This is a genomic window from Streptomyces sp. NPDC005898, assembly GCF_040629635.1.
GTDB lineage: Bacteria > Actinomycetota > Actinomycetes > Streptomycetales > Streptomycetaceae > Streptomyces.
Map to the genome: position 1 here is coordinate 57,076 of NZ_JBEXWC010000007.1, position 21,706 is coordinate 78,781.

Genomic DNA, 21,706 nt, shown 5'->3' on the forward strand with positions numbered 1-21,706 from the left:
ACCCCTGTCATGGGTCGGAATCGGTGCCGATCACGATGCGCCGGGCGGGGCGGACAAGCCCATGGACTGAGGAGGGACAGGACTTGGACTTACGTACGTGCGGGGCGCCCGCGGTGGACGCCCCGCATGTCGGTGCGGCGGAAGGTCACAGACCCGCGGCCGCGCTCTCTATGTTCGCGGCGAAGGTGGAGACCTCGGTGTAGACACCGGGGAAGTTCGGCCGCGCGCAGCCGTTGCCCCAGCTGACGATGCCGACCTGGACGTAGGCGCCGGTCTCGTCCTTGCGGAACATGGGGCCGCCCGAGTCGCCCTGGCAGGTGTCGACGCCGCCCTGGGCGAGGTAGCCGGCGCAGATCTCCTCGCCGGGGGTGAGTTCGGCGCCGTACGCGGCCTTGCAGTCGGCGTCGCTGACGAAGGGGACGGTCGCCTTGAGGAGGTAGCGCTGCTGGGCGCCGCCTTCCCGGGCGGCGCCCCAGCCCGCGACGGTGAAGTTGCCGTTGTTGTACCGGGTGTCCTTGGCGATCTTCAGCGTGGGCAGGTCGATCGGCTTGGCCAGCTTGATGAGCGCCCAGTCCTTGCCCTTGCCGTTGTAGCCGGGGGCCTGGAGGACCTTGGTGGACTTGACCTTGATCGCGGAGGTGCTGCGCAGGTCGACGACGCCCGCGGTGGCGGTGATGCTGGTGTTGGCGCCGGAGCCGTCCACGCAGTGGGCGGCGGTCAGCACGATGTCCTTGGCGTACAGAGCACCGCCACAGCCCATCGACAGCCGGACCATGAACGGGAACTCGCCCTGCTTGGCGGTGGTGCCGCCGACGACGCTCTCGCTCGGCCGGGGGCCCGGCTCGGGAGCGGCCGAGGCGGCCACGGGCTGCAGGCTGAGGGCGGCGAGCGCGATTCCACCGAGGGTGGCGGCTCTCTTGACTCCACGCGGCTTGGTCTTCAACGGACTTCCCTTCGTGGGGTTTCGTGGGGGGCGGTGCACGCCATGGGCTCCCATCGACCACACGGATGGCATGAGCCCGCCAAAAGCGTTGTCCCGGATTATGGAGATCGGCGTCCGCTGAGTACAAGGGGCTGTTTCCGGCCAGGAGGCGGCGCGCGAAGCCCCCGCCCGCCCTGGGCCGTGGGCCCCAACACCCGTACAGTGAGGGCGAGTCGGGGTACCCGGCGGGTGGCGTCAGGGGGTGCGGGCGTGACGGTCGGCGGCGGTCCTGTCGTACACGGCTACCCCCACCTGGAGACCGTGCGCGCCGCCGTCACCGCACTCCACAAACGCCTGTCGTACGACACCGTCCACGCCTTCGACACCAGCGTCGCCCCCGCCGACGTGGCCCTCGGCGACCAGGACGACCTGTATCCGGGCGTGCAGCGGGTGGCCCGCGAGATGGTGCGGCACTTCCGCCTGCCCGACGCCCGGATGATCGTCGGCTTCCGCGAGATGACCCACGCGGCGCACGTCGAACTGACCGCCGGCCCCGAGTACTTCCTCGAACTCAACGACCGCTTCCGCACGCACCGGCGGGACATCGGCGCGGCACTCGCCCACGAGGTCACGCACGTGTACCTGCACCGCCTCGGCCTGTCCTTCCCCGGCACGCGCGACAACGAGATCCTCACCGACACCGCCGCCACCTATCTGGGCGCGGGCTGGCTGCTCCTGGACGCCTACCGCGAGGACGGCGCCTCCTCGCAGAAGCTCGGCTACCTCACCCCCGAGGAGTTCGGCTACGTCCTCGCCAAGCGGGCGCTGGCGTTCGGCGAGGCGCCGGAGACGTGGTTCACCAGCGCGCAGGCGTACACGGCGTACACCAAGGGCCTCGCCCGGGCCCGCCGCGACGAGCGGCAGCCACCGCTGGCGGCGGCCGCCTGGGCGGACAGGCGGCGGTACGCGAAGGACCGGCGGCACGCGCGTGAGGGTGCGCGGGCGGCCGGGGCGGCGTACGCGTTCACGCCCGACGGGCCCGGCGCGCTGCGGGTGTCCTTCCCCTGCCCCACGTGCTTCCAGCGGATCCGCGTCCCGGCGCGGGGCCGGGTCCGGGCCCGGTGCACGCTGTGCCGCACCGTCCTGGAGTGCGACGCCTGAGAGGCCCTAGGACGCGTCCGACCAGTGGCCGGGGCGGGCCAGGGCGCCGGGGAGCTTGGTGCGCTCGTCGCCCCTGGCCGCGTTCACCTGCGACTGCGTGAGGAACAGGGCGCCGGTGAGGTCGGCGCCCCGCAGGTCCGCGTCGCGCAGGTCGGCGCCGATGAGGTCGGCGGTGCGCAGGTCCGCCTCGCGCAGGTCGGCGGCGATCAGGCAGGCGCCGCGCAGGGTGGCGCCCCTGAGGTCGGCGCCCTTGAGCCGGGCGCCGAAGAGGTCCGCCCCTCGCCGGTTCTTCTTCTTGCCGCCGACGCCCTTGCGTACGAGTTCACTGGTGCGCAGGAGGAGGACGTTGACGTCCTCGCGGTGGGCGGCGACATCGGTGGCGGCGACGGCTTCGGCGCTGCCCCGGGTGAGTTCCTCGGTCCTGGCGAGGGCCTTCTCCAGGTCGGGGCGGATCGGCTCGGCCTGCGGCAGCGTGCGCGCCTCGGCCAAGTACCAGAGCAGTTCGTGGAGTTGCCGCATGACCGGGAACACCTCGAACATCTGCCGGGCGGTGGCGGGCTCCGCGCGCCAGTCGCGGCCGCCGAAGGTGCCCTGCGAGACGTGCTGCCCGGCGCCGAAGCAGTCGTACACGGTGCAGCCCCGGAAGCCCTTGCCGCGCAGCTCGCGGTGGATGCCGCAGCGGAAGTCCGCCTGGAGGTTGGTACAGGGCTTGCCCGCGTCCTTGTCGACGGCGAAGTCGGAGGACGCGGAGAAGGCGAGGGCCACGCAGCAGAGCCCGAAGCAGTCGCCGCACTCGGCGCGGAGCCCGGCACGGCCGTCCTGATCGTCCCCCAGCAGGTTCAGCACGAGCGGATCACGCTCCGACTTCATCGAACGTCTCCTTGTCGGACTTCGTACGGTACGGCGGTGGGACGGTGCGCGGACGGGCGAGGTGGGGTGGCACTCCCGCCCTACCCGGCGTGGTCCACCCGGGGCAAACGGGTGGGTGGGTGGGAGACCCCCGCCGCGGAGCGGCGGGAAACCCCCCACGGCGGGAAGCCGAAAGACTACGCGGCGCTACGACGCCCCCCTTGGGCCCCGCCCCCGGCCCGCCGAGGCGCCCGACGCCGCCCCTGCCCGGAAGCCGCAGCCGCACCAGCACCGGCACCGCCCCCGCCGCCCCCGCTACGGGGCCGCCGACGCCGCTGCGAAGTGCCACCCGCCGGCTGCTGCGGAGCGGGCGTCTCGATGACGACGGGCACCCCGGAAGGCTCGCGCGCCCCGGTGATCCGCACCAGTTCCTCGTCCGAGGAGCTGATCCGCGCCGTCCGCGGGCTGATCTCCGCGTCGGACATCAGCCGCGTCATGTCCCGCTTCTCCTCGGGCAGCACGAGCGTGACGACGCTGCCGGACTCCCCGGCCCGCGCGGTACGCCCGCCCCGGTGGAGGTAGTCCTTGTGATCGGCGGGCGGGTCGATGTTGACGACGAGGTCGAGGTCGTCGACGTGGATGCCGCGCGCCGCGACGTTCGTGGCGACCAGCGCGGTGACCTGCCCGGTCTTGAACTGGTCGAGCGTACGGTTGCGCTGCGGCTGGGAGCGGCCGCCGTGCAGGCCGGAGGCGCGTACGCCGTTGGCGAGGAGCCGCTTGGTGAAGCGGTCCACGGCGCGCTTGGTGTCCAGGAACATGATCACGCGGCCCTCGCGGGCGGCGATCCGCATGGCTACGGCCTTCTTGTCCGTCTCGTCGGCGACGTAGAGCACGTGGTGCTCCATCGTCGTGACCGCGCCCGCCGAGGGGTCGACGGAGTGCACGACGGGGTCGCTGAGGAACATCCGGACGAGCCGGTCGATGTTCTTGTCCAGCGTCGCGGAGAACAGCATGGTCTGGCCGCCCCGCTCGACCTGCTTGAGCAGCGCGGTGACCTGCGGCATGAAGCCCATGTCGGCCATCTGGTCGGCCTCGTCGAGGACGGTCGTGCGCACCCGCGACAGGTCGCAGTCGCCGCGCTCGATGAGGTCCTTGAGGCGGCCGGGGGTCGCGACGAGCACCTCGGCGCCGCGGCGGAGCGTGCCCGACTGCTTGGTGATCGACATGCCGCCGACGACGGTGGCCATGCGGAGGTTCACCGAGGTGGCGTACGGCGTGAGGGCGTCCGTCACCTGCTGGGCCAGCTCGCGCGTGGGCACCAGGACCATGGCGAGCGGCGACTTCGACTCGGCGCGGTGCCCGGCGGTGCGGGCCAGCAGGGCGAGGCCGAAGGCGAGGGTCTTGCCGGAGCCGGTGCGCCCGCGGCCGAGGATGTCACGGCCGGCCAGGGAGTTGGGCAGGGTGGCCGCCTGGATCGGGAAGGGGGCGGTGACGCCCTGGGCGGCCAGCGTCTTCAGGAGGGCCTCGGGCATGTCCAGGTCGCCGAAGGCCTCGACGGCGGGCAGGGCCGGGGTGATGCTCTCCGGCAGCGCGAACTCGCCGCCCTGGGCCGGCTTCGGCTTACGGCTCGCGGGCTTCTTCGCGGCGTGCGCGGAGCCCTTCGCCTGAGCCCTGGCCGAGCCGCCGGCCTGGCCCCTCGCGGAGCCGCCGGCCTGGCCGTTCGGCCTGCCCTTGCCCGCGGGGCTCGCGGAACGCTTGCGGGCGGGGCGTGCGGGGCGGTCGGAGTTGTTCATGCAGTGATGCCTTCCTGGTCGCTGGACTTTTCCGGACCTCTGAGCCTTCGGTGCGGCTCTGGGCCCGTAGGGCCCGATGACAGCGCAAGCCGAGGCCCGCACCTTCCGGTGCGGGCCTCGGCTCTGAGGTTCGCGCGCTGCGACGATCAGGCAGGAACGATGTTCTCGGCCTGGAGGCCCTTCTGGCCCTGGGTGACCTCGAAGGAGACCTTCTGGCCCTCCACGAGCTCACGGAAGCCGGAGGACGCGATGTTCGAGTAGTGGGCGAAGACGTCGGGGCCGCCGCCGTCCTGCTCGATGAAGCCGAAGCCCTTTTCCGAGTTGAACCACTTAACGGTGCCGGTTGCCATGTCAATCTCCTCAACAGGGGCAGAGTATGGAGAATCACGGAATTGCGATCTCCAGCGCTGCAATGACCCCATACCGGAGAGAACCGGTAAAACAATTACGCGCCCTCGGAGCATTCCCGTCAGGCGTACATAAAGTCATGGGTACCAAAACTGCAACACATAACTTTAACACGCCCGACGGAGCGGTTGTTCCCGGGGCCTCAGCCCTTGACCGCGCCCGCCGCCAGGCCCGAGCCCAGCTTCCGGTGCACGACCACGAAGAAGATCATCACCGGCACCGTGACCAGCGTGGAGCTGGCCATGACCGGACCCCAGGACGTCGAGTTCTCCCCGAAGAACTGGTAGATGCCGACGGCCGCCGTGTACTTGTCGCTGCCCTTCATGAAGGTGTAGGCGAAGACGAACTCGTTCCACGCCGTGATGAAGGCGAAGATCGAGGTGGCGACCAGGCCCGGCGCGACCAGCGGCAGCAGCACCGACCAGAACATCCGCGGCCAGGACGCCCCGTCGATGTACGCGGCCTCCTCGACCTCCTTGGGCACGGTGGCGACGAAGCCGCGCAGCGTCCAGATCGCGAAGGGCAGCGAGAGGGCGATGTAGACGATGCTCAGCCCGAGCAGGGAGTTGAGCATGTCGTAGTCCCGCATCTGGATGAACAGCGGGATGACGAGGGCCTCCAGCGGCACCATCTGCACGATCAGGATCATGATCAGTACGGAGGTGCGGAAGCGGAACTTGAAGCGCGCCACCGCGATGGCCGCGAAGAGCGAGAGCACTCCGGCGGCGACGATCGTGGCGAGCCCGACGAGCGCCGAGTTCAGCAGGTACGTACCGAAGTCGCCCTTGTCGAAGACGAACGCGAAGTGTTCGAGGCTGATGCCGCTCGGCAGGACGTCCGAGCCGCGGGTGAGCGCCTTCGGGTCGAGCGCGGTGGAGATCATCCAGTAGACGGGGAAGAGCGTGAAGACGAGGAGCGCGACGACGGCGGCCGGCAGGCCGACGCGGCTCGCGAGGGTGGTGCGGTGGCGGGCCGTCACAGGTCCTCCTCCCCCTGCCGGAACAGCGTGCGGATGTAGACGACGGTGATGATCAGGAGCAGTACGGTCAGCAGCACCGCGGCCGCGGCGCCCGCGCCGTAGTCGTTCTTGGCGAAGGCCTCGATGTAGGAGTAGACCCCGAGGTTGTAGACCTCCGGGTTGGAGCCGTCGCCGCCCGGCATCAGGTAGACCTGGGTGAAGACCTTGAAGTCCCAGATGGTGGAGAGGATGGTCACCACGAGGAAGACCGGCTTGATGGTCGGCACCGTGATGTTCCAGAACCGCTGCCAGGCGTTCGCGCCGTCCAGCTCCCCCGCCTCGTACAGCTCCTTGGGGATCGTCATGAGCCCCGCGAGGACGGTGATGGCGACGAACGGGAAGCCGTGGTGGATGACGTTGAGGGTGGCGATGGCGTAGAACGGGCCGCGCTCGGTGAACCAGTTGGTGGTCTCCGGGTCGATGAGGCCGGCCGCGCCCGCGAGCTGGCTGACCATGCCGTCCTGCGGCTGGAAGAGCCAGATCCACACATACGTGCCCGTCACCGCGGGCATGGCCCAGGCGGCGAGGATCGCGATCGAGCAGATCAGCCGCCAGGTCGGCCCGAGGCGGTTGAGGAGCAGCGCCACGAGCGTGCCGAGGGCGACGGTCAGGCCGACGCAGGCGACGGCGAAGAAGACGGTGTTGGGCAGGACGGTCTGCCACAGCAGGTCGCTGCCGAGCAGGTCGCTGTAGTGGTCGAAGCCGGTGAACGTGCCCGTTCCGCCGCCGAACTTGACCTCGTAGTCCTGCAGGGAGAGCTTGCCGACCTGGACCAGCGGCCACAGCAGCAGGCCGGCGAGGACCACGAGGGCGGGGGCGAGCAGGAGCCAGGGGCGGGTGAGGGTGGTCAGGCGCTTGCGGCGGCGGGCGGCCTCGGCGTCGCCGCCGGGCCGCGGGGCGTCGCGGCGGACCGGTGCCTTCGGTCCGCCGCCGACGAGCGTGTCCTTCACGACAGTCGCGTCCTTCACAGTCGCGCCTCGTCCTTCACAGTCGTGCCTTTCACGGTGCCGGAGCCGCCCTCGTCACTTGTCCTTGGCGAAGATCGCATCCATGTCCTTGGCCGCCTTGTCCGCGGCTTCCTGGACGGACGCCTTGCCGGTGAGGATCGACTGGACCATGCCGGGGATGACCTTGGAGGCCTGGATCTCGCCGTAGGCCGTGGTCTTGGGGACCGTGGCGCCGGCCTCCAGCATCTGCCGGGCGAACGGCTCGACCAGCGGGTCCTTCTTGGCGGCGATCTTCTTCAGCTCGGAGTTCTGGCCGGGGAAGTAGTTCGTCTGCTCGGCCCACTTGGCGGCGAACTCACCGGTGGTCAGCATCTTGACGAACTCCCAGGCCAGCTCCTTCTTGTCCGTGTTGAACGTGGACAGGTAGGAGCCGCCGAGGAAGGACTTGCTCATGCCGCCGTCCTGCCCGGGGATCGGCACGGCGCCGAGCTTGCCCTTGAGCGACGGGTTCTTGTCGATGATCGCCTTGGGGGTCCAGTTGCCGCCGATGGACATGCCGATCTGGCTCTTGTTCCAGGCCTCGCCGACCTCCTTCTCCGTCCAGGTGTTGACCTTGGCCGGGGAGACCTTGTCCTTGGTGGCGAGGCCGGTGTAGAACTCGATGCCCTTGACGGCCTCGGGCGAGTTGATGCCGGACTTCCACGAACTGCCCGACCCGGTGGCCAATTCGCCGCCCGCGCCCCACACGAAGGGGGTGGCGAACATCTCCGCGCCGCCGGCCACCGGGAAGGCGACCAGGTTCGGCTCCTTCTCCTTGAGCGTCCTCGCGGCCGTGCGCAGCTCGTCCCACGTGGTCGGGGGCTTGATGTGGTGCTTGGCGAAGAGGTCCTTGCGGTAGACGATCGAGCGGACGCCCGCGTACCAGGGCATGCCGTACTGCTTGCCGTCGAGCGTGCCCGCGTCCTTGAGGCCGGCGACGAGGTCGTCGCCGAGGCCTGACTTCTTGACCTCGTCGGTGACGTCCACGAGCGCGTCCGTCTTCGCGAACTGCGGCACCCAGGTCGTGCCGACCTCCGCCACGTCGGGCACCTGGTCCTCGCCGCCCTCGATGGCGGTGGTGAACTTCTTCTGGGCGGTGGCCCACTGCTGGTACTCGACCTTGATCTTGGCGCCGGTCTTCTTCTCGAAGGCCTTGCCCGCCTCGTCGAAGAACGGCCGGGCGTCGGGGTTGGTCCCCTCCATGATCCATACGGTGAGGGTCTTGCCCTTGCCGTCGGTGGCCTTGCCGCCCTCGTCGCCGTCATCGCCGCCGCACGCCGTGGCGGTCAGTCCGAGACTCATGGCGATAGAAACAGCCGCGATGACACGTCGCTTCATGCCGGCCCCCTCCAAGGTTGCGATTGGTGGGAGCGATTGTGGTCACACACCGCGGAGGCGGTCTAGACCCATTGGGATAAGCGGCCGAACCGTAATGACGGTTGCGGGTGACGCAACATGCGCACGTGCCATTGCGCACCATGCAACACACGCGTCCCGTACAACGCCACGGCGCCCGCCCTGGTCCGGTCGGGGACAAGGCGGGCGCCGCTTCAGTTCCGTACGCCGTTGTACGGGACGTATGGGGGTTGGGGTTACGCCATCAAGGCGCGGTCCGTCGGGCGGATCGGGGCCGGAAGATCACTCGCACCGGTGAGGAAGCGGTCGACGCCGCGGGCCGCCGAACGGCCCTCCGCGATGGCCCAGACGATGAGCGACTGGCCCCGGCCGGCGTCACCGGCGACGAAGACGCCGGGGACGTTGGTCTGGAAGTCGGCGTCGCGCGCCACGTTGCCGCGCTCGTCCAGCTCCAGGGCGAACTGGTCGATCAGGCCGTTCTCGCGGTCGGTGCCGGTGAAGCCCATCGCGAGGGTGACGAGCTGGGCGGGGATCTTGCGCTCGGTGCCCGGCTTCTGGGTCAGCCTGCCGTCGACGAACTCGACCTCCACCAGGTGGAGGAACTGGACGTTGCCGTCCTCGTCGCCCTCGAAGTGCGTGGTCGAGACGGAGTAGACCCGCTCGCCGCCCTCCTCGTGCGCGGAGGTGACCTTGTACAGCATGGGGAAGGTCGGCCACGGCTGGTGCGGCGCGCGGTCCTCACCGGGCCTGGGCATGATCTCCAGCTGGGTGACCGAGGCCGCGCCCTGGCGGTGGGCGGTGCCCACGCAGTCCGCGCCCGTGTCGCCGCCGCCGATGACGACGACGTGCTTGCCCTCGGCGGTGATGGGGGGCGCCACGAAGTCGCCCTCCTGCACCTTGTTGGCGAGCGGCAGGTACTCCATCGCGAAGTGGATGCCGTTCAGGTCGCGGCCCGGGACGGGCAGGTCGCGGGAGATGGTGGCACCGGCGGCGATGACGACGGCGTCGTAGCGCTTGCGCAGCTTCATCGCGTCGATGTCCCGGCCGATCTCCACGCCGGTGCGGAACTTGGTGCCCTCCGCGCGCATCTGCTCGATGCGGCGGTTGATGTGCCGCTTCTCCATCTTGAACTCGGGGATGCCGTAGCGCAGCAGGCCGCCGATGCGGTCGGCACGCTCGTAGACGGCGACCGTGTGGCCGGCCCGGGTCAGCTGCTGGGCGGCGGCCAGGCCCGCGGGGCCCGAGCCGATGACCGCGACCGTCTTGCCGGAGAGGCGCTCGGGGGCCTGGGGCGCGACGTCGCCGCGGTCCCACGCCTGGTCGATGATCGAGACCTCGACGTTCTTGATGGTGACGGGCGGCTGGTTGATGCCGAGCACGCACGCCGACTCGCACGGGGCCGGGCACAGGCGGCCGGTGAACTCCGGGAAGTTGTTCGTGGCGTGCAGGCGCTCCTGCGCGGCCGACCAGTCCTCGCGGTAGGCGTAGTCGTTCCACTCGGGGATGAGGTTGCCGAGGGGACAGCCGTTGTGGCAGAAGGGGATGCCGCAGTCCATGCAGCGCGAGGCCTGCTTGGAGATGATCGGCAGGAGCGAACCGGGGACGTAGACCTCGTTCCAGTCGCGGACGCGCTCCTCGACCGGGCGGGTCCTGGCGACCTCACGGCCGTGGTTCAAAAAGCCCTTGGGATCAGCCATTGGTCGCCGCCTCCATCATCTTCTCGGTGATCTCGGTCTCGGAGAGACCGGCTCGCTCGGCGGCGTCCTTGGCGGCGAGCACTGCCTTGTACGTGCTGGGGATGATCTTGCTGAAGCGCTCCACCGCCACGTCCCACTCGGCGAGCAGCTTCCCGGCGACGGTCGAACCCGTCTCCTCCTGGTGGCGGCGCACCACGTCGTGCAGCCACTGCTTGTCGGCGTCGGACAGCTCCTCGACGGCGCCCAGGTTGCCCGCGTTGACGTTGTCCCGGTCCAGGTCGATGACGTACGCGACACCGCCCGACATGCCGGCCGCGAAGTTGCGCCCGGTCTCGCCGAGGATCACCGCGTGGCCGCCGGTCATGTACTCGCAGCCGTGGTCGCCCACGCCCTCGGAGACCACGGTCGCGCCCGAGTTGCGCACGCAGAAGCGCTCACCGGTGCGGCCCCGCAGGAACAGCTCGCCGCCGGTCGCGCCGTACGCGATGGTGTTGCCGGCGATGGTGGAGTACTCGGCGAGGTGGTCGGCGCCCCGGTCCGGGCGGACCACGATGCGCCCGCCGGACAGGCCCTTGCCGACGTAGTCGTTGGCGTCGCCCTCCAGGCGCAGGGTGACACCGCGCGGCACGAACGCGCCGAACGACTGGCCCGCCGAGCCGGTGAAGGTGATGTCGATGGTGTCGTCGGGCAGGCCCGCGCCGCCGAACTTCTTCGTCACCTCGTGGCCGAGCATGGTGCCGACCGTGCGGTTGATGTTGCGGATGGCGACCTGGGCGCGCACGGGCTGCGCGTCGGTGGCGCTGGGGGCGGCGAGCGCGTCGGCGGAGAGCCTGATCAGCTCGTTGTCGAGGGCCTTCGCCAGGCCGTGGTCCTGGACCGCGATCTGGTGCCGGACGGCGCCCTCGGGCAGCGACGGCACGTGGAAGAGCGGCTGGAGGTCCAGGCCCTGCGCCTTCCAGTGCTTGACGGCCCGGTCGGTGTCGAGCAGCTCGGCGTGGCCGACGGCCTCCTCGATGGAGCGGAAGCCCAGCTCGGCGAGGAGTTCGCGGACCTCCTCGGCGATGAACTCGAAGAAGTTCACCACGTACTCGGCCTTGCCGGAGAAGCGCTCGCGCAGCGCCGGGTTCTGCGTGGCGATGCCGACGGGGCAGGTGTCCAGGTGGCAGACGCGCATCATGACGCAGCCGGAGACGACGAGCGGGGCGGTCGCGAAACCGAACTCCTCGGCGCCGAGCAGCGCGGCGATGATCACGTCGCGGCCGGTCTTCAGCTGGCCGTCGGTCTGGACGACGATGCGGTCGCGCAGCCCGTTGAGCAGCAGGGTCTGCTGGGTCTCGGCGAGGCCCAGCTCCCAGGGGCCGCCCGCGTGCTTGAGGGAGGTCAGCGGGGAGGCGCCGGTGCCGCCGTCGTGGCCGGAGATGAGGACGACGTCCGCGTGGGCCTTGGAGACGCCCGCGGCGACCGTGCCGACGCCGACCTCGGAGACCAGCTTCACGTGGATGCGGGCCCGCGGGTTGGCGTTCTTCAGGTCGTGGATGAGCTGGGCGAGGTCCTCGATGGAGTAGATGTCGTGGTGCGGCGGCGGCGAGATGAGGCCGACGCCGGGCGTCGAGTGACGCGTCTTGGCGACCCACGGGTAGACCTTGTGGCCGGGCAGCTGGCCGCCCTCGCCGGGCTTGGCGCCCTGGGCCATCTTGATCTGGATGTCGTCGGCGTTGACGAGGTACTCGGAGGTCACGCCGAAGCGGCCGGAGGCGACCTGCTTGATGGCCGAGCGGCGCGCCGGGTCGTACAGGCGGTCCGCGTCCTCGCCGCCCTCACCGGTGTTGGACTTGCCGCCCAGCTGGTTCATGGCGATGGCGAGGGTCTCGTGCGCCTCGCGGGAGATCGAGCCGTACGACATGGCGCCGGTGGAGAACCGCTTGACGATCTCGGAAGTCGGCTCGACCTCGTCGACGGGGATCGAGGGCCGGTCGGACTTGAAGCCGAAGAGGCCGCGCAGCGTCATGAGCCGCTCGGACTGCTCGTTCACGCGGCCCGTGTACTGCTTGAAGATGTCGTAGCGGCGGCTGCGCGTGGAGTGCTGGAGGCGGAAGACCGTCTCGGGGTCGAACAGGTGCGGCTCGCCCTCGCGGCGCCACTGGTACTCGCCGCCGATGTCCAGCGCGCGGTGCGCCGAGGGGACGCCGGAGGCCGGGTAGGCCTTGGCGTGCCGGGCGGCGACCTCCTGGGCGATGACGTCGAGACCGGCGCCGCCGAGCTTCGTCGTCGTCCCGCTGAAGTACCGCTCCACGAAGGCCTGGTCCAGGCCGATGGCCTCGAAGACCTGGGCGCCGCGGTAGGAGGCGACGGTGGAGATGCCCATCTTGGACATGACCTTCAGGACGCCCTTGCCGAGGGCGTGGATGAGGTTGCGGATGGCCTGCTCGGGCTCGATGCCGGGCAGGAAGGTGCCTGCGCGGACGAGGTCCTCGACGGACTCCATCGCGAGGTAGGGGTTGACGGCCGCGGCGCCGTAGCCGATGAGGAGGGCCACGTGGTGGACCTCGCGGACGTCGCCCGCCTCGACCAGCAGGCCCACCTGGGTGCGCTGCTTGGTGCGGATGAGGTGGTGGTGGACGGCCGAGGTGAGCAGCAGCGAGGGGATCGGCGCGTGCTCGGCGTCGGAGTGCCGGTCGGAGAGCACGATCAGGCGGGCGCCGGCCTCGATGGCGGCGTCGGCCTCGGCGCAGATCTCGTCGATGCGGGCGGCGAGGGCGTCGCCGCCGCCGCCCACCCGGTAGAGGCCGGAGAGCGTCGCGGCCGTCATGCCGGGCATGTCGCCGTCGGCGTTGATGTGGATGAGCTTGGCCAGCTCGTCGTTGTCGATCACCGGGAAGGGCAGGGTGACGCTTCGACAGGAGGCGGCGGTCGGCTCCAGGAGGTTGCCCTGGGGGCCCAGGCTGCTGTGCAGCGAGGTGACCAGCTCTTCGCGGATGGCGTCCAGCGGCGGGTTCGTGACCTGCGCGAACAGCTGGGTGAAGTAGTCGAAGATGAGGCGCGGGCGCTCGGACAGGGCCGCGATGGGGGTGTCCGTGCCCATGGAGCCGAGCGGCTCGCCGCCGGTCTTGGCCATCGGCGCGAGGATGATCCGCAGCTCTTCCTCGGTGTAGCCGAAGGTCTGCTGGCGGCGCGTGACGGAGGCGTGCGTGTGCACGATGTGCTCGCGCTCGGGCAGGTCGGACAGCTCGATCTCGCCGGTTTCCAGCCACTCCTGGTACGGGTTCTCGGCGGCGAGGGCGGCCTTGATCTCGTCGTCCTCGACGATGCGGTGCTCGGCGGTGTCGACGAGGAACATCCGGCCGGGCTGGAGGCGGCCCTTGCGGACGACCTTGGCCGGGTCGATGTCGAGGACGCCGACCTCGGAGCCGAGGACGACGAGGCCGTCGTCGGTGACCCAGTAGCGGCCGGGGCGCAGGCCGTTGCGGTCGAGGACCGCGCCGACCTGGGTGCCGTCGGTGAAGGTGACGCAGGCCGGGCCGTCCCAGGGCTCCATCATCGTGGAGTGGTACTGGTAGAAGGCGCGCCGGGCCGGGTCCATGGAGGCGTGGTTCTCCCAGGCCTCCGGGATCATCATCAGGACGGAGTGCGGCAGGGAGCGGCCGCCGAGGTGCAACAGCTCCAGGACCTCGTCGAAGGACGCGGAGTCGGAGGCGTCCGGCGTGCAGATGGGGAAGACGCGGTCCGGCTTCCGGGTGCCGAAGAGGTCGGAGGCCAGCTGCGACTCGCGGGCCCGCATCCAGTTGCGGTTGCCCTTGACGGTGTTGATCTCGCCGTTGTGCGCCACGAAGCGGTACGGGTGGGCGAGCGGCCAGCTCGGGAACGTGTTCGTGGAGAAGCGGGAGTGGACGAGCGCGACGGCCGTGGCGAAGCGGCGGTCGGACAGGTCGGGGAAGAACGGCTCCAGCTGGCCGGTGGTCAGCATGCCCTTGTAGACGATGGTGCGGGCGGAGAGCGAGGGGAAGTAGGTCCCGGCCTCGCGCTCGGCGCGCTTGCGCAGCAGGAAGGCCTTGCGGTCCAGTGCCAGGCCGGTGCTCTCGCCGTCGGCGACGAAGACCTGCCGGAAGACCGGCATCGTGGAGCGGGCGGTGGCGCCGAGCAGCTCGGGGGCGACGGGCACGTCGCGCCAGCCGAGGACGGTCAGGCCCTCCTCGGCGGCGATCGTCTCGATCTGCGAGACGGCCGCGTCGGTGGTGCCGGCGGTGTCGACGGGCAGGAACGCGATGCCGACGGCGTAGGAGCCGGCCTCGGGCAGTTCGAATCCGGCCACCTCGCGCAGGAACGCGTCGGGCACCTGGAGCAGGATTCCGGCGCCGTCGCCCGAGTCGGGCTCGGAGCCGGTGGCGCCGCGGTGTTCGAGGTTGCGCAGTACCGTCAGCGCCTGTTCGACCAGCTCATGGCTGGCAACACCGGTCAAGGTGGCCACGAAACCGACACCGCAGGCGTCGTGTTCGTTACGGGGGTCGTACATCCCCTGGGGGGCGGGGCGACCGTCCATGGGCGACCAGGCGTGGGTACGCATCGGCACTCCCGTCGTCGTCGAGGCAACTACAAAGGGCGAGGGACGACGTTGGCCCTGGCGAAATTTCGTGCAGGTTACATGATGGAACGCTTCTCGAAAAGCGGATAGTTCGTTCCACCATGTGGACACCGCTCGCGAAGGTGGGAGCGGCCGGAAGGGGCCTCTACGGTCAGATCCATGGCCGAAGGCCCAGAGCGCCGCCGGCTTCGTTGCCCGCAGCGCTTACGGCTCATGCCCGGTGGCCATCGATCCGAAACCGCCGAGTAACGGCTATTTATGCAAGGTCCCGTATAGGCCTGCGAGGGCTCATCCTACGGCCGTACCGAACAGGCTGCCCAGGGCGTACGTCACACCGGCCGCCGCGCCGCCGAGGGCGAGCTGGCGCAGACCGCTGAACCACCAGGAGCGCGCGGTGACCTTGGCGACCACCGCGCCGCAGGCGAAGAGGCCGATGAGCGCGAGCAGCAGCGCGGGCCACAGCACGGTGGCGCCGAGCAGGTAGGGCAGGACGGGGAGCATGGCGCCCAGCGCGAACGAGCCGAAGGAGGACACGGCGGCCACGGTCGGCGAGGGCAGGTCGCCGGGGTCGATGCCCAGCTCCTCGCGGGCGTGGATCTCCAGGGCCTGCTCGGGGTCCCTGGAGAGCTGCCGGGCGACCTCGCGGGCCAGCCGGGGCTCGACGCCGCGCGACTCGTACAGCTCGGCCAGCTCGCGCTCCTCGTCCTTGGGGTGCTTGCGCAACTCCCGCCGCTCGATGTCCAGTTCGGCCTGGACCAGCTCGCGCTGCGAGGCGACCGAGGTGTACTCCCCCGCCGCCATGGAGAAGGCTCCGGCGGCGAGCCCCGCGAGGCCGGTGATGACGATGGTCTGCTGCGCGACCGAGCCGCCCGCGACACCCGTCATCAGCGCGAGGTTGGACACCAGTCCGTCCATCGCGCCGAAGACGGCGGGACGCAGCCAGCCGCCGTTGACATCACGGTGGGTGTGGTTGTCGCGGTGCGCCTCGTGCAGCGTCGCTTCGGTCCCGATGATCGCCATGGTGTGGACCCCCTCAATGCTTGGACGAAGTCGAAAGTACGCCCGAAATAAATCTCTCGCCAGCAAGGAAGGCCGTACTTACCTGCGCAAACGCGGTTCGGCGGGGGCGGCCGGGCCCTGGCGCGACGCCCTCGCCGACGTAAAAGCGAGGGGCCGCCGGATCGGTTGATCCGGCGGCCCCTCGGGGAACGAACGTACGGGCGGTGCGGCCTCAGCTCTTCTCGGCGGCCTCGGAATCCTTCTTCGCCGGGTCCTTCTTCGCCGGGTCCTTCTCGGCGGCCTCCTCGGTGCCCTCGGCCTCTTCGGAGTCCTTGGTGAGCTTCACGGGCTCACCGTCGCCACCACTGTCACTGGCACTGTCACTGGCACCGTCGGGTTCCACGACCGCCTCGCGCCCGGGGCGCTTCTTCGCCGACAGCACGAAATAGATCACGGCCAGCACGAAGACCACGATCGCGGTCCAGACGTTCAGCCGCAGACCGAGGATGTGGTGCGCGTCGTCGACCCGCATGTACTCGATCCAGCCGCGCCCGGCGCAGTACGAGGCGACGTACAGCGCGAACGCCCTGCCGTGCCCGAGCCGGAAGCGGCGGTCGGCCCAGATGACCAGGAGGGCGACGCCGACGCACCACAGGGACTCGTACAGGAAGGTGGGGTGGTAGGTGCCGGGGAGCCGGCCGTCCTCCGCCGAGGTGATCTTCAGCGCCCACGGCACGTCCGTGGCCTTGCCGTACAGCTCCTGGTTGAACCAGTTGCCCCAGCGGCCGATGGCCTGGGCCAGGGCGATGCCGGGGGCCAGCGCGTCGGCCCAGGCCGGCAGCGGGATGCCCCGGCGGCGGCAGCCGATCCACGCGCCGACCGCGCCGAGCGCGATCGCGCCCCAGATGCCGAGGCCGCCTTCCCAGATCTTGAAGGCGTCCACCCAGTTACGGCCCTCGCTGAAGTACAGCTGGTAGTCCGTGATCACGTGGTAGAGGCGACCGCCGACGAGGCCGAACGGCACGGCCCACACGGCGATGTCGGCGACGGTGCCGGGCCGGCCCCCGCGGGCGACCCACCGCTTGTTGCCGAGCCAGACGGCCACGAAGACGCCGATGATGATGCAGAACGCGTAGCCGCGCAGCGGAATGGGGCCGAGTTCGACCACCCCGCGCGAGGGACTGGGGATGTAGGCAAGGTCCATGGCAGGTCCGACGCTACCGTGCCGGGCGGTGGCGACGGCAACCAGCCCGGCTACGGCTCCATAACGGGCCTCGCGGCCCTCTCCTCAGCCCTTGTCGGCGTCCTGCACCAGTCGGCGCAGCTTCTGCGGGGTGAGGGGGTTCCGCTGGTCGCTGAAGATGTTCTTGCCGTTGAGCAGCACGGTGGGGGTGCCCTGGAGCTTCGCGTCCCGGAAGGCCTTGTTCGACTTGGTGACCCACTTGTCGTGGGCGCCGTCCTCCACGCACTTCTTGAAGGTGTCCGTGACCAGGCCGTCCACCTGACCGGCGAGTTCGATCAGCTTGTCGTTCTTGGCGAAGGCGTCGTCCGTCTCGGCGGGCTGGTTCTTGAACAACACGTCGTGGTAGGCCGGGAACCTGCCCGCGTCCTGGGCGCACGCCGCGGCGTTGGCCGCGCGCAGGGAGCCGCTGCCGCCCATGTTCCCGTCGATGAGCGTGGCCAGGTGGTACTCCACCTTGAGCTTGCCCTGGTCGGCCAGGTCGTGGACCGTCGAGCGGTAGGCGTCCTCGAAGCCCTTGCAGGCCGGGCAGCGGAAGTCCTCCCAGATGGTGAGGGTGGACTTCGCGTCCGCCTTGCCGAGCGGGAGCGTCAGCTCGTCCTGACCGGTCGCCCCCTTGGGGACGGCCACCGGCCCCGATGTGTCCTTCTCGTCGTCCCCGGACCCGGCGGCGAGCAGGCCGACCACGGCGGCGAGGCCGAGGACGCCGACCACGGCGGCGCCCACGATCAGCGCCCGGCGCCGCTTGTCGCGGGCCTTCTGCCGCTCTCGCTCTTCCGTCAGCCGCTCACGGGCCGATCGCTTTGCCTCACGGTTCTTCTCACTCACACCCCGCCAACGAACCGGGGAGGCGCGAGCGCGCCTCCCCGGTCCAGGTCCACCCGTACGAGTTACGCCTTGCCGCGCACCCCGTCGGCCAGCTCGGCCGCGAGCGCGCGCACGGCGGCGAGTCCGGCGGCCCCGTCCGCGGCGTCCAGCATCCGCTGCACGAACGCGGAGCCGACGATCACCCCGTCGGCGAAGCCCGCGACTTCGGCGGCCTGCCGGGCGTCGGAGACGCCGAGCCCCACGCAGACCGGCAGGTCGGTGGTGGCCTTGGTGCGCCGCACCAGGTCCTGCGCCTGTTCGCCGACGGAGGCGCGGGTGCCGGTGACGCCCATCAGCGACGCCGCGTAGACGAAGCCGGAGCCCGCCGCCGTGATGGTGGCGAGCCGCTCGTCCTTGCTGCTCGGCGCGACGACGAAGACGGTGGCGAGGTCGTGCTTGTCGGCGTGCTCACGCCACAGCGCGGACTCCTGGACGGGCAGGTCGGGCAGGATGCAGCCGGCGCCGCCCGCCTCGGCGAGTTCGGCGGTGAAGCGCTCGACGCCGTAGCGGTCGATGGGGTTCCAGTACGTCATGACGAGCACCGGCTTGCCGGTCGCCTCGTGGGCCTCGCGGACGGTGCGCATGACGTCGCGGATCTTGAGGCCGCCGCGCAGGGCGATGTCGTCGGCGGTCTGGATGACCGGGCCGTCCAGCACCGGGTCGCTGTGCGGCAGGCCGACCTCGACGATGTCGGCGCCGCCGTCGAAGACGGCCTTGACCGCCTCGATGGCGCCGTCGACGGTGGGGAAACCGGCGGGCAGATAGGCGATGAGCGCGGAGCGGCCCTCGGCCCTCGCGGCCGCCAGGGTGTCGTTCAGCAGTCGGATGTTGCCGCTCACTTGGCGTCTCCCTCGATCTCCGCGGTGGCCGCCGCGTCGGCCTCGACCGCGGCGTCCGTGTCGTACAGGTCGAAGTAGCGCGCGGCGGTGTCCATGTCCTTGTCGCCGCGCCCGGAGAGGTTGACGACGATCAGCCCGTCCTCGCCCAGCTCCTTGCCGACGTCGAGCGCCCCGGCGAGCGCGTGGGCGCTCTCGATGGCCGGGATGATGCCCTCGGTGCGGGAGAGCAGCCGCAGGGCCTGCATGGCCGCGTCGTCGGTGACCGCGCGGTACTCGCCGCGGCCGCTGTCCTTGAGGTAGGCGTGCTCGGGGCCGATGCCCGGGTAGTCCAGGCCCGCCGAGATCGAGTACGGCTCGGTGATCTGGCCCTCCTCGTCCTGCAGGACGTAGGAGCGGGAGCCGTGCAGGATGCCCGGCTCGCCCGCGGTCAGGGTGGCCGCGTGCTCGCCCGTGTCGACGCCGTGCCCGGCGGGCTCGCAGCCGACGAGGCGTACGTCGGCGTCGGGGATGAAGGCGTGGAAGAGGCCGATGGCGTTGGAGCCGCCGCCCACGCAGGCGACGGCGGCGTCGGGCAGCCGTCCCGCGCGCTCCAGGATCTGCCGCCTGGCCTCGACGCCGATGACGCGGTGGAAGTCGCGGACCATGGCGGGGAAGGGGTGCGGGCCCGCGACGGTGCCGAAGAGGTAGTGGGTGCGGTCGACGTTGGCGACCCAGTCGCGGAACGCCTCGTTGATGGCGTCCTTCAGGGTGCGGCTGCCGGACTTCACGGCGACGACCTCGGCGCCGAGCATGCGCATGCGGGCCACGTTCAGGGCCTGGCGCTCGGTGTCGATCTCGCCCATGTAGATGGTGCAGTCGAGGCCGAAGAGCGCGCAGGCGGTGGCCGTGGCGACGCCGTGCTGGCCGGCGCCGGTCTCCGCGATGACGCGGGTCTTGCCCATCCGCTTGGTGAGCAGGGCCTGGCCGAGCACGTTGTTGATCTTGTGCGAGCCGGTGTGGTTGAGGTCCTCGCGCTTGAGGAAGACGCGGGCGCCCCCGGCGTGCTTCGCGAAGCGGGGGACCTCGGTGAGGCTGCTGGGCCTGCCGGTGTAGTTGACCAGGAGGTCGTCGAGCTCCGCGGCGAAGGCGGGGTCGCTCTTGGCCTTGTCGTACTCGACGGCGACCTCGTCCACGGCGGCCACGAGGGCCTCCGGGATGAACTTGCCGCCGAACGCGCCGAAGTAGCCTTCGGCGCTCGGGACTTGACCCTCGGGGTCCGGGATGAAGAACTCGCTGGGCATGGCTGATTCCTCGCTGAGGCGTGGGTTGGCGTCTGTCTCGCGTACGCCTTGTCGCCGCTGCCGTTCCAGGACTCAGCGCGACTGCGGCCCGTCGTGGGCTGCTCGCGCGGTTCCCCGCGCCCCTTTCAGGGGCGTTTCAGCTCGCGGCGTCCAAGGCGCCGCGTCGCCATCGCATCCCGGGGATCTGGCCCGGCTCCGAGCCGATGTGGTAGCGCACGCGCCTGCCCCGCACACGGCGTGCGGGGGCCCGGCAGCCGCGGGGGCGGCAGCCGGGGGCCAGGCGGGCGGAGATCGGCATCGGGAGGGGTCAGCTCCGTCCGTGCCGCAGCGCGGGGTGAGCGCCGGCGGCGACCAGGTCGGAGACCGCGGCCTTCGGGTCGCGGCCGGTGACCAGGGACTCGCCCACGAGCACCGCGTCGGCGCCCGCGTTGGCGTACGCGATCAGGTCGTGCGGGCCGCGCACACCCGACTCGGCGATCTTGACGACGCTGTCCGGCAGCTCGGGGGCGATCCGCTCGAACACCGTGCGGTCGACCTTGAGCGTCTTCAGGTCGCGGGCGTTGACGCCCACGACGCGGGCACCCGCGTCCACGGCGCGCTCGGCCTCGTCCTCGTCGTGCACCTCGACGATCGGCGTGAGGCCGATCGACTCGGCGCGCTCGATGAGGGACTCCAGGGCGGGCTGGTCCAGGGCGGCCACGATCAGCAGCGCGAGGTCGGCGCCGTACGCCCGGGCCTCCCACAACTGGTACGAGGTGACGATGAAGTCCTTGCGCAGCACCGGGATGTCGACCTTGGCGCGGACGGCCTCCAGGTCGGCGAGCGAGCCGCCGAAGCGGCGCTCCTCGGTGAGCACGGAGATGACGGCGGCGCCGCCCGCCTCGTAGTCGGCGGCGAGCCCGGCGGGGTCGGCGATCGCGGCGAGCGCGCCCTTGGAGGGGCTGGAGCGCTTGACCTCGCAGATGACCTTCACGCCGTCACCGCGCAGGGCGGCCGCGCCGTCCTTCGCCGCGGGGGCCTTCGCCGCGCGTTCCTTGAGCTCGTCGAGGCTGACGCGCGCCTGCCGCTCCGCGAGGTCGGCACGGACTCCGTCGATGATCTCGTCGAGCACACTCACGCGAGCGGTCCCCTTCCCTGACGGTTGAAGCTGACGTTCAAGCTGGTCACTGCGATGGTATCCGCAGGAGGGCGAAGCCCCCGCATCCGGTTGACGCCCGTCCCACGACCTGGACAGGCGTCACCCGTGTGGCCTGCGGGTTCTAAGGACGCAGCCATGACCCGAACGGCAGATTGCGCACGAGGGTGAAGAGCGTGACCACCGCGCCGAGCGCCCACAGGTGCGCCGGGCCGAGCGCGATCCGCGGCGGCCGTCCGCGCACCGCCTTGACCACCCACACGGCCCACCCGCACGCGAGGAGCGCGTAGCCGGCGACGGCGAGCGCGTTGGCGCCGAGCGCCGTGGCGAGGTCGCCGTGGACGACGGCGTGGGCGCTGCGCAGCCCGCCGCAGCCGGGGCAGTACAGGCCGGTCAGGCGCAGCAGGGGGCAGACGGGGTAGTGGCCCGGTTCGTTGGGGTCGACGGCGCCGACGTAGGCGAAGGCGCCGCTGACGCAGGCGAGCAGACCGGCGGGCACCAGGAGGCGGCCCAGGACGGCGGGCGCGCCCTTGCGGGCGGTTCCCGCGCTGTCGGTTTCGGCGCTCATCCGTGCATT

17 protein-coding genes are annotated in these 21,706 nt (G+C 70.8%); 1 reads left to right on the plus strand and 16 read right to left on the minus strand.

Annotated elements, in window-relative coordinates:
• Nucleotides 1–145 precede the first annotated feature (145 nt).
• Nucleotides 146–943, minus strand: a complete 798-nt coding sequence (locus ABZ385_RS12125) for a serine protease (RefSeq protein ID WP_358577676.1) — start codon at nucleotides 941–943, stop codon at nucleotides 146–148.
• Nucleotides 944–1,192: 249 nt separating this feature from the next.
• Here ABZ385_RS12125 and ABZ385_RS12130 point away from each other — a divergent pair, with 249 nt between their 5' ends.
• Nucleotides 1,193–2,083 (plus strand): hypothetical protein, encoded by an 891-nt coding sequence (locus ABZ385_RS12130; protein ID WP_358911207.1) that lies wholly within the window; start codon nucleotides 1,193–1,195, stop codon nucleotides 2,081–2,083.
• Nucleotides 2,084–2,089: 6 nt separating this feature from the next.
• Here ABZ385_RS12130 and ABZ385_RS12135 read toward each other — a convergent pair whose 3' ends face one another.
• The 15 genes from ABZ385_RS12135 to ABZ385_RS12205 all read right to left on the minus strand — a co-directional run bounded on the left by ABZ385_RS12135 (nucleotide 2,090) and on the right by ABZ385_RS12205 (nucleotide 21,697).
• Complete coding sequence (locus ABZ385_RS12135; protein WP_358911209.1) at nucleotides 2,090–2,953, minus strand: pentapeptide repeat-containing protein; 864 nt, start codon at nucleotides 2,951–2,953, stop codon at nucleotides 2,090–2,092.
• Between the two features lie 176 nt (nucleotides 2,954–3,129).
• Nucleotides 3,130–4,725, minus strand: a complete 1,596-nt coding sequence (locus ABZ385_RS12140; RefSeq protein WP_358911211.1) for a DEAD/DEAH box helicase — start codon at nucleotides 4,723–4,725, stop codon at nucleotides 3,130–3,132.
• 146 nt (nucleotides 4,726–4,871) lie between these two features.
• The gene (locus ABZ385_RS12145) at nucleotides 4,872–5,075 is read right to left on the minus strand and encodes a cold-shock protein (protein ID WP_055556530.1); all 204 of its coding nucleotides are present in this window, start codon (nucleotides 5,073–5,075) and stop codon (nucleotides 4,872–4,874) included.
• 200 nt (nucleotides 5,076–5,275) lie between these two features.
• Nucleotides 5,276–6,112, minus strand: a complete 837-nt coding sequence (locus ABZ385_RS12150; protein ID WP_358583074.1) for a carbohydrate ABC transporter permease — start codon at nucleotides 6,110–6,112, stop codon at nucleotides 5,276–5,278.
• Nucleotides 6,109–7,119 carry a sugar ABC transporter permease gene (locus ABZ385_RS12155; protein WP_358911213.1) on the minus strand — a complete coding sequence of 337 codons (1,011 nt, stop codon included), beginning with the start codon at nucleotides 7,117–7,119 and terminating at the stop codon, nucleotides 6,109–6,111. The genes ABZ385_RS12150 and ABZ385_RS12155 overlap by 4 nt, the downstream gene beginning before the upstream one ends.
• A 54-nt stretch (nucleotides 7,120–7,173) precedes the next feature.
• Nucleotides 7,174–8,439 carry a sugar ABC transporter substrate-binding protein gene (locus ABZ385_RS12160; RefSeq protein WP_358911215.1) on the minus strand — a complete coding sequence of 422 codons (1,266 nt, stop codon included), beginning with the start codon at nucleotides 8,437–8,439 and terminating at the stop codon, nucleotides 7,174–7,176.
• Between the two features lie 290 nt (nucleotides 8,440–8,729).
• On the minus strand, nucleotides 8,730–10,190 hold the full coding sequence (locus tag ABZ385_RS12165; protein WP_358583078.1) for a glutamate synthase subunit beta: 1,461 nt from the start codon (nucleotides 10,188–10,190) through the stop codon (nucleotides 8,730–8,732).
• Nucleotides 10,183–14,751: a glutamate synthase large subunit gene (gene gltB, locus ABZ385_RS12170; RefSeq protein WP_358911217.1), complete on the minus strand. Its 4,569-nt coding sequence runs from the start codon at nucleotides 14,749–14,751 to the stop codon at nucleotides 10,183–10,185. Before gltB ends, ABZ385_RS12165 begins: the two co-directional genes overlap by 8 nt.
• A gap of 306 nt (nucleotides 14,752–15,057) precedes the next feature.
• Nucleotides 15,058–15,789 (minus strand): VIT1/CCC1 transporter family protein, encoded by a 732-nt coding sequence (locus ABZ385_RS12175; protein WP_358583081.1) that lies wholly within the window; start codon nucleotides 15,787–15,789, stop codon nucleotides 15,058–15,060.
• Between the two features lie 211 nt (nucleotides 15,790–16,000).
• A complete protein-coding gene (gene lgt, locus ABZ385_RS12180) occupies nucleotides 16,001–16,972 on the minus strand; it encodes a prolipoprotein diacylglyceryl transferase (protein WP_358583083.1) in 972 nt (323 codons plus the stop codon).
• Nucleotides 16,973–17,056: 84 nt separating this feature from the next.
• Nucleotides 17,057–17,836: a thioredoxin domain-containing protein gene (locus ABZ385_RS12185; RefSeq protein ID WP_358583084.1), complete on the minus strand. Its 780-nt coding sequence runs from the start codon at nucleotides 17,834–17,836 to the stop codon at nucleotides 17,057–17,059.
• 62 nt (nucleotides 17,837–17,898) lie between these two features.
• The gene (gene trpA, locus ABZ385_RS12190) at nucleotides 17,899–18,714 is read right to left on the minus strand and encodes a tryptophan synthase subunit alpha (protein WP_358911219.1); all 816 of its coding nucleotides are present in this window, start codon (nucleotides 18,712–18,714) and stop codon (nucleotides 17,899–17,901) included.
• Complete coding sequence (gene trpB / locus ABZ385_RS12195) at nucleotides 18,711–19,994, minus strand: tryptophan synthase subunit beta (RefSeq protein WP_358911221.1); 1,284 nt, start codon at nucleotides 19,992–19,994, stop codon at nucleotides 18,711–18,713. The genes trpA and trpB overlap by 4 nt, the downstream gene beginning before the upstream one ends.
• A gap of 307 nt (nucleotides 19,995–20,301) precedes the next feature.
• Complete coding sequence (trpC, locus tag ABZ385_RS12200) at nucleotides 20,302–21,111, minus strand: indole-3-glycerol phosphate synthase TrpC (RefSeq protein ID WP_358583088.1); 810 nt, start codon at nucleotides 21,109–21,111, stop codon at nucleotides 20,302–20,304.
• A gap of 142 nt (nucleotides 21,112–21,253) precedes the next feature.
• Complete coding sequence (locus ABZ385_RS12205) at nucleotides 21,254–21,697, minus strand: DUF2752 domain-containing protein (protein ID WP_358583089.1); 444 nt, start codon at nucleotides 21,695–21,697, stop codon at nucleotides 21,254–21,256.
• Nucleotides 21,698–21,706: the final 9 nt, after the last annotated feature.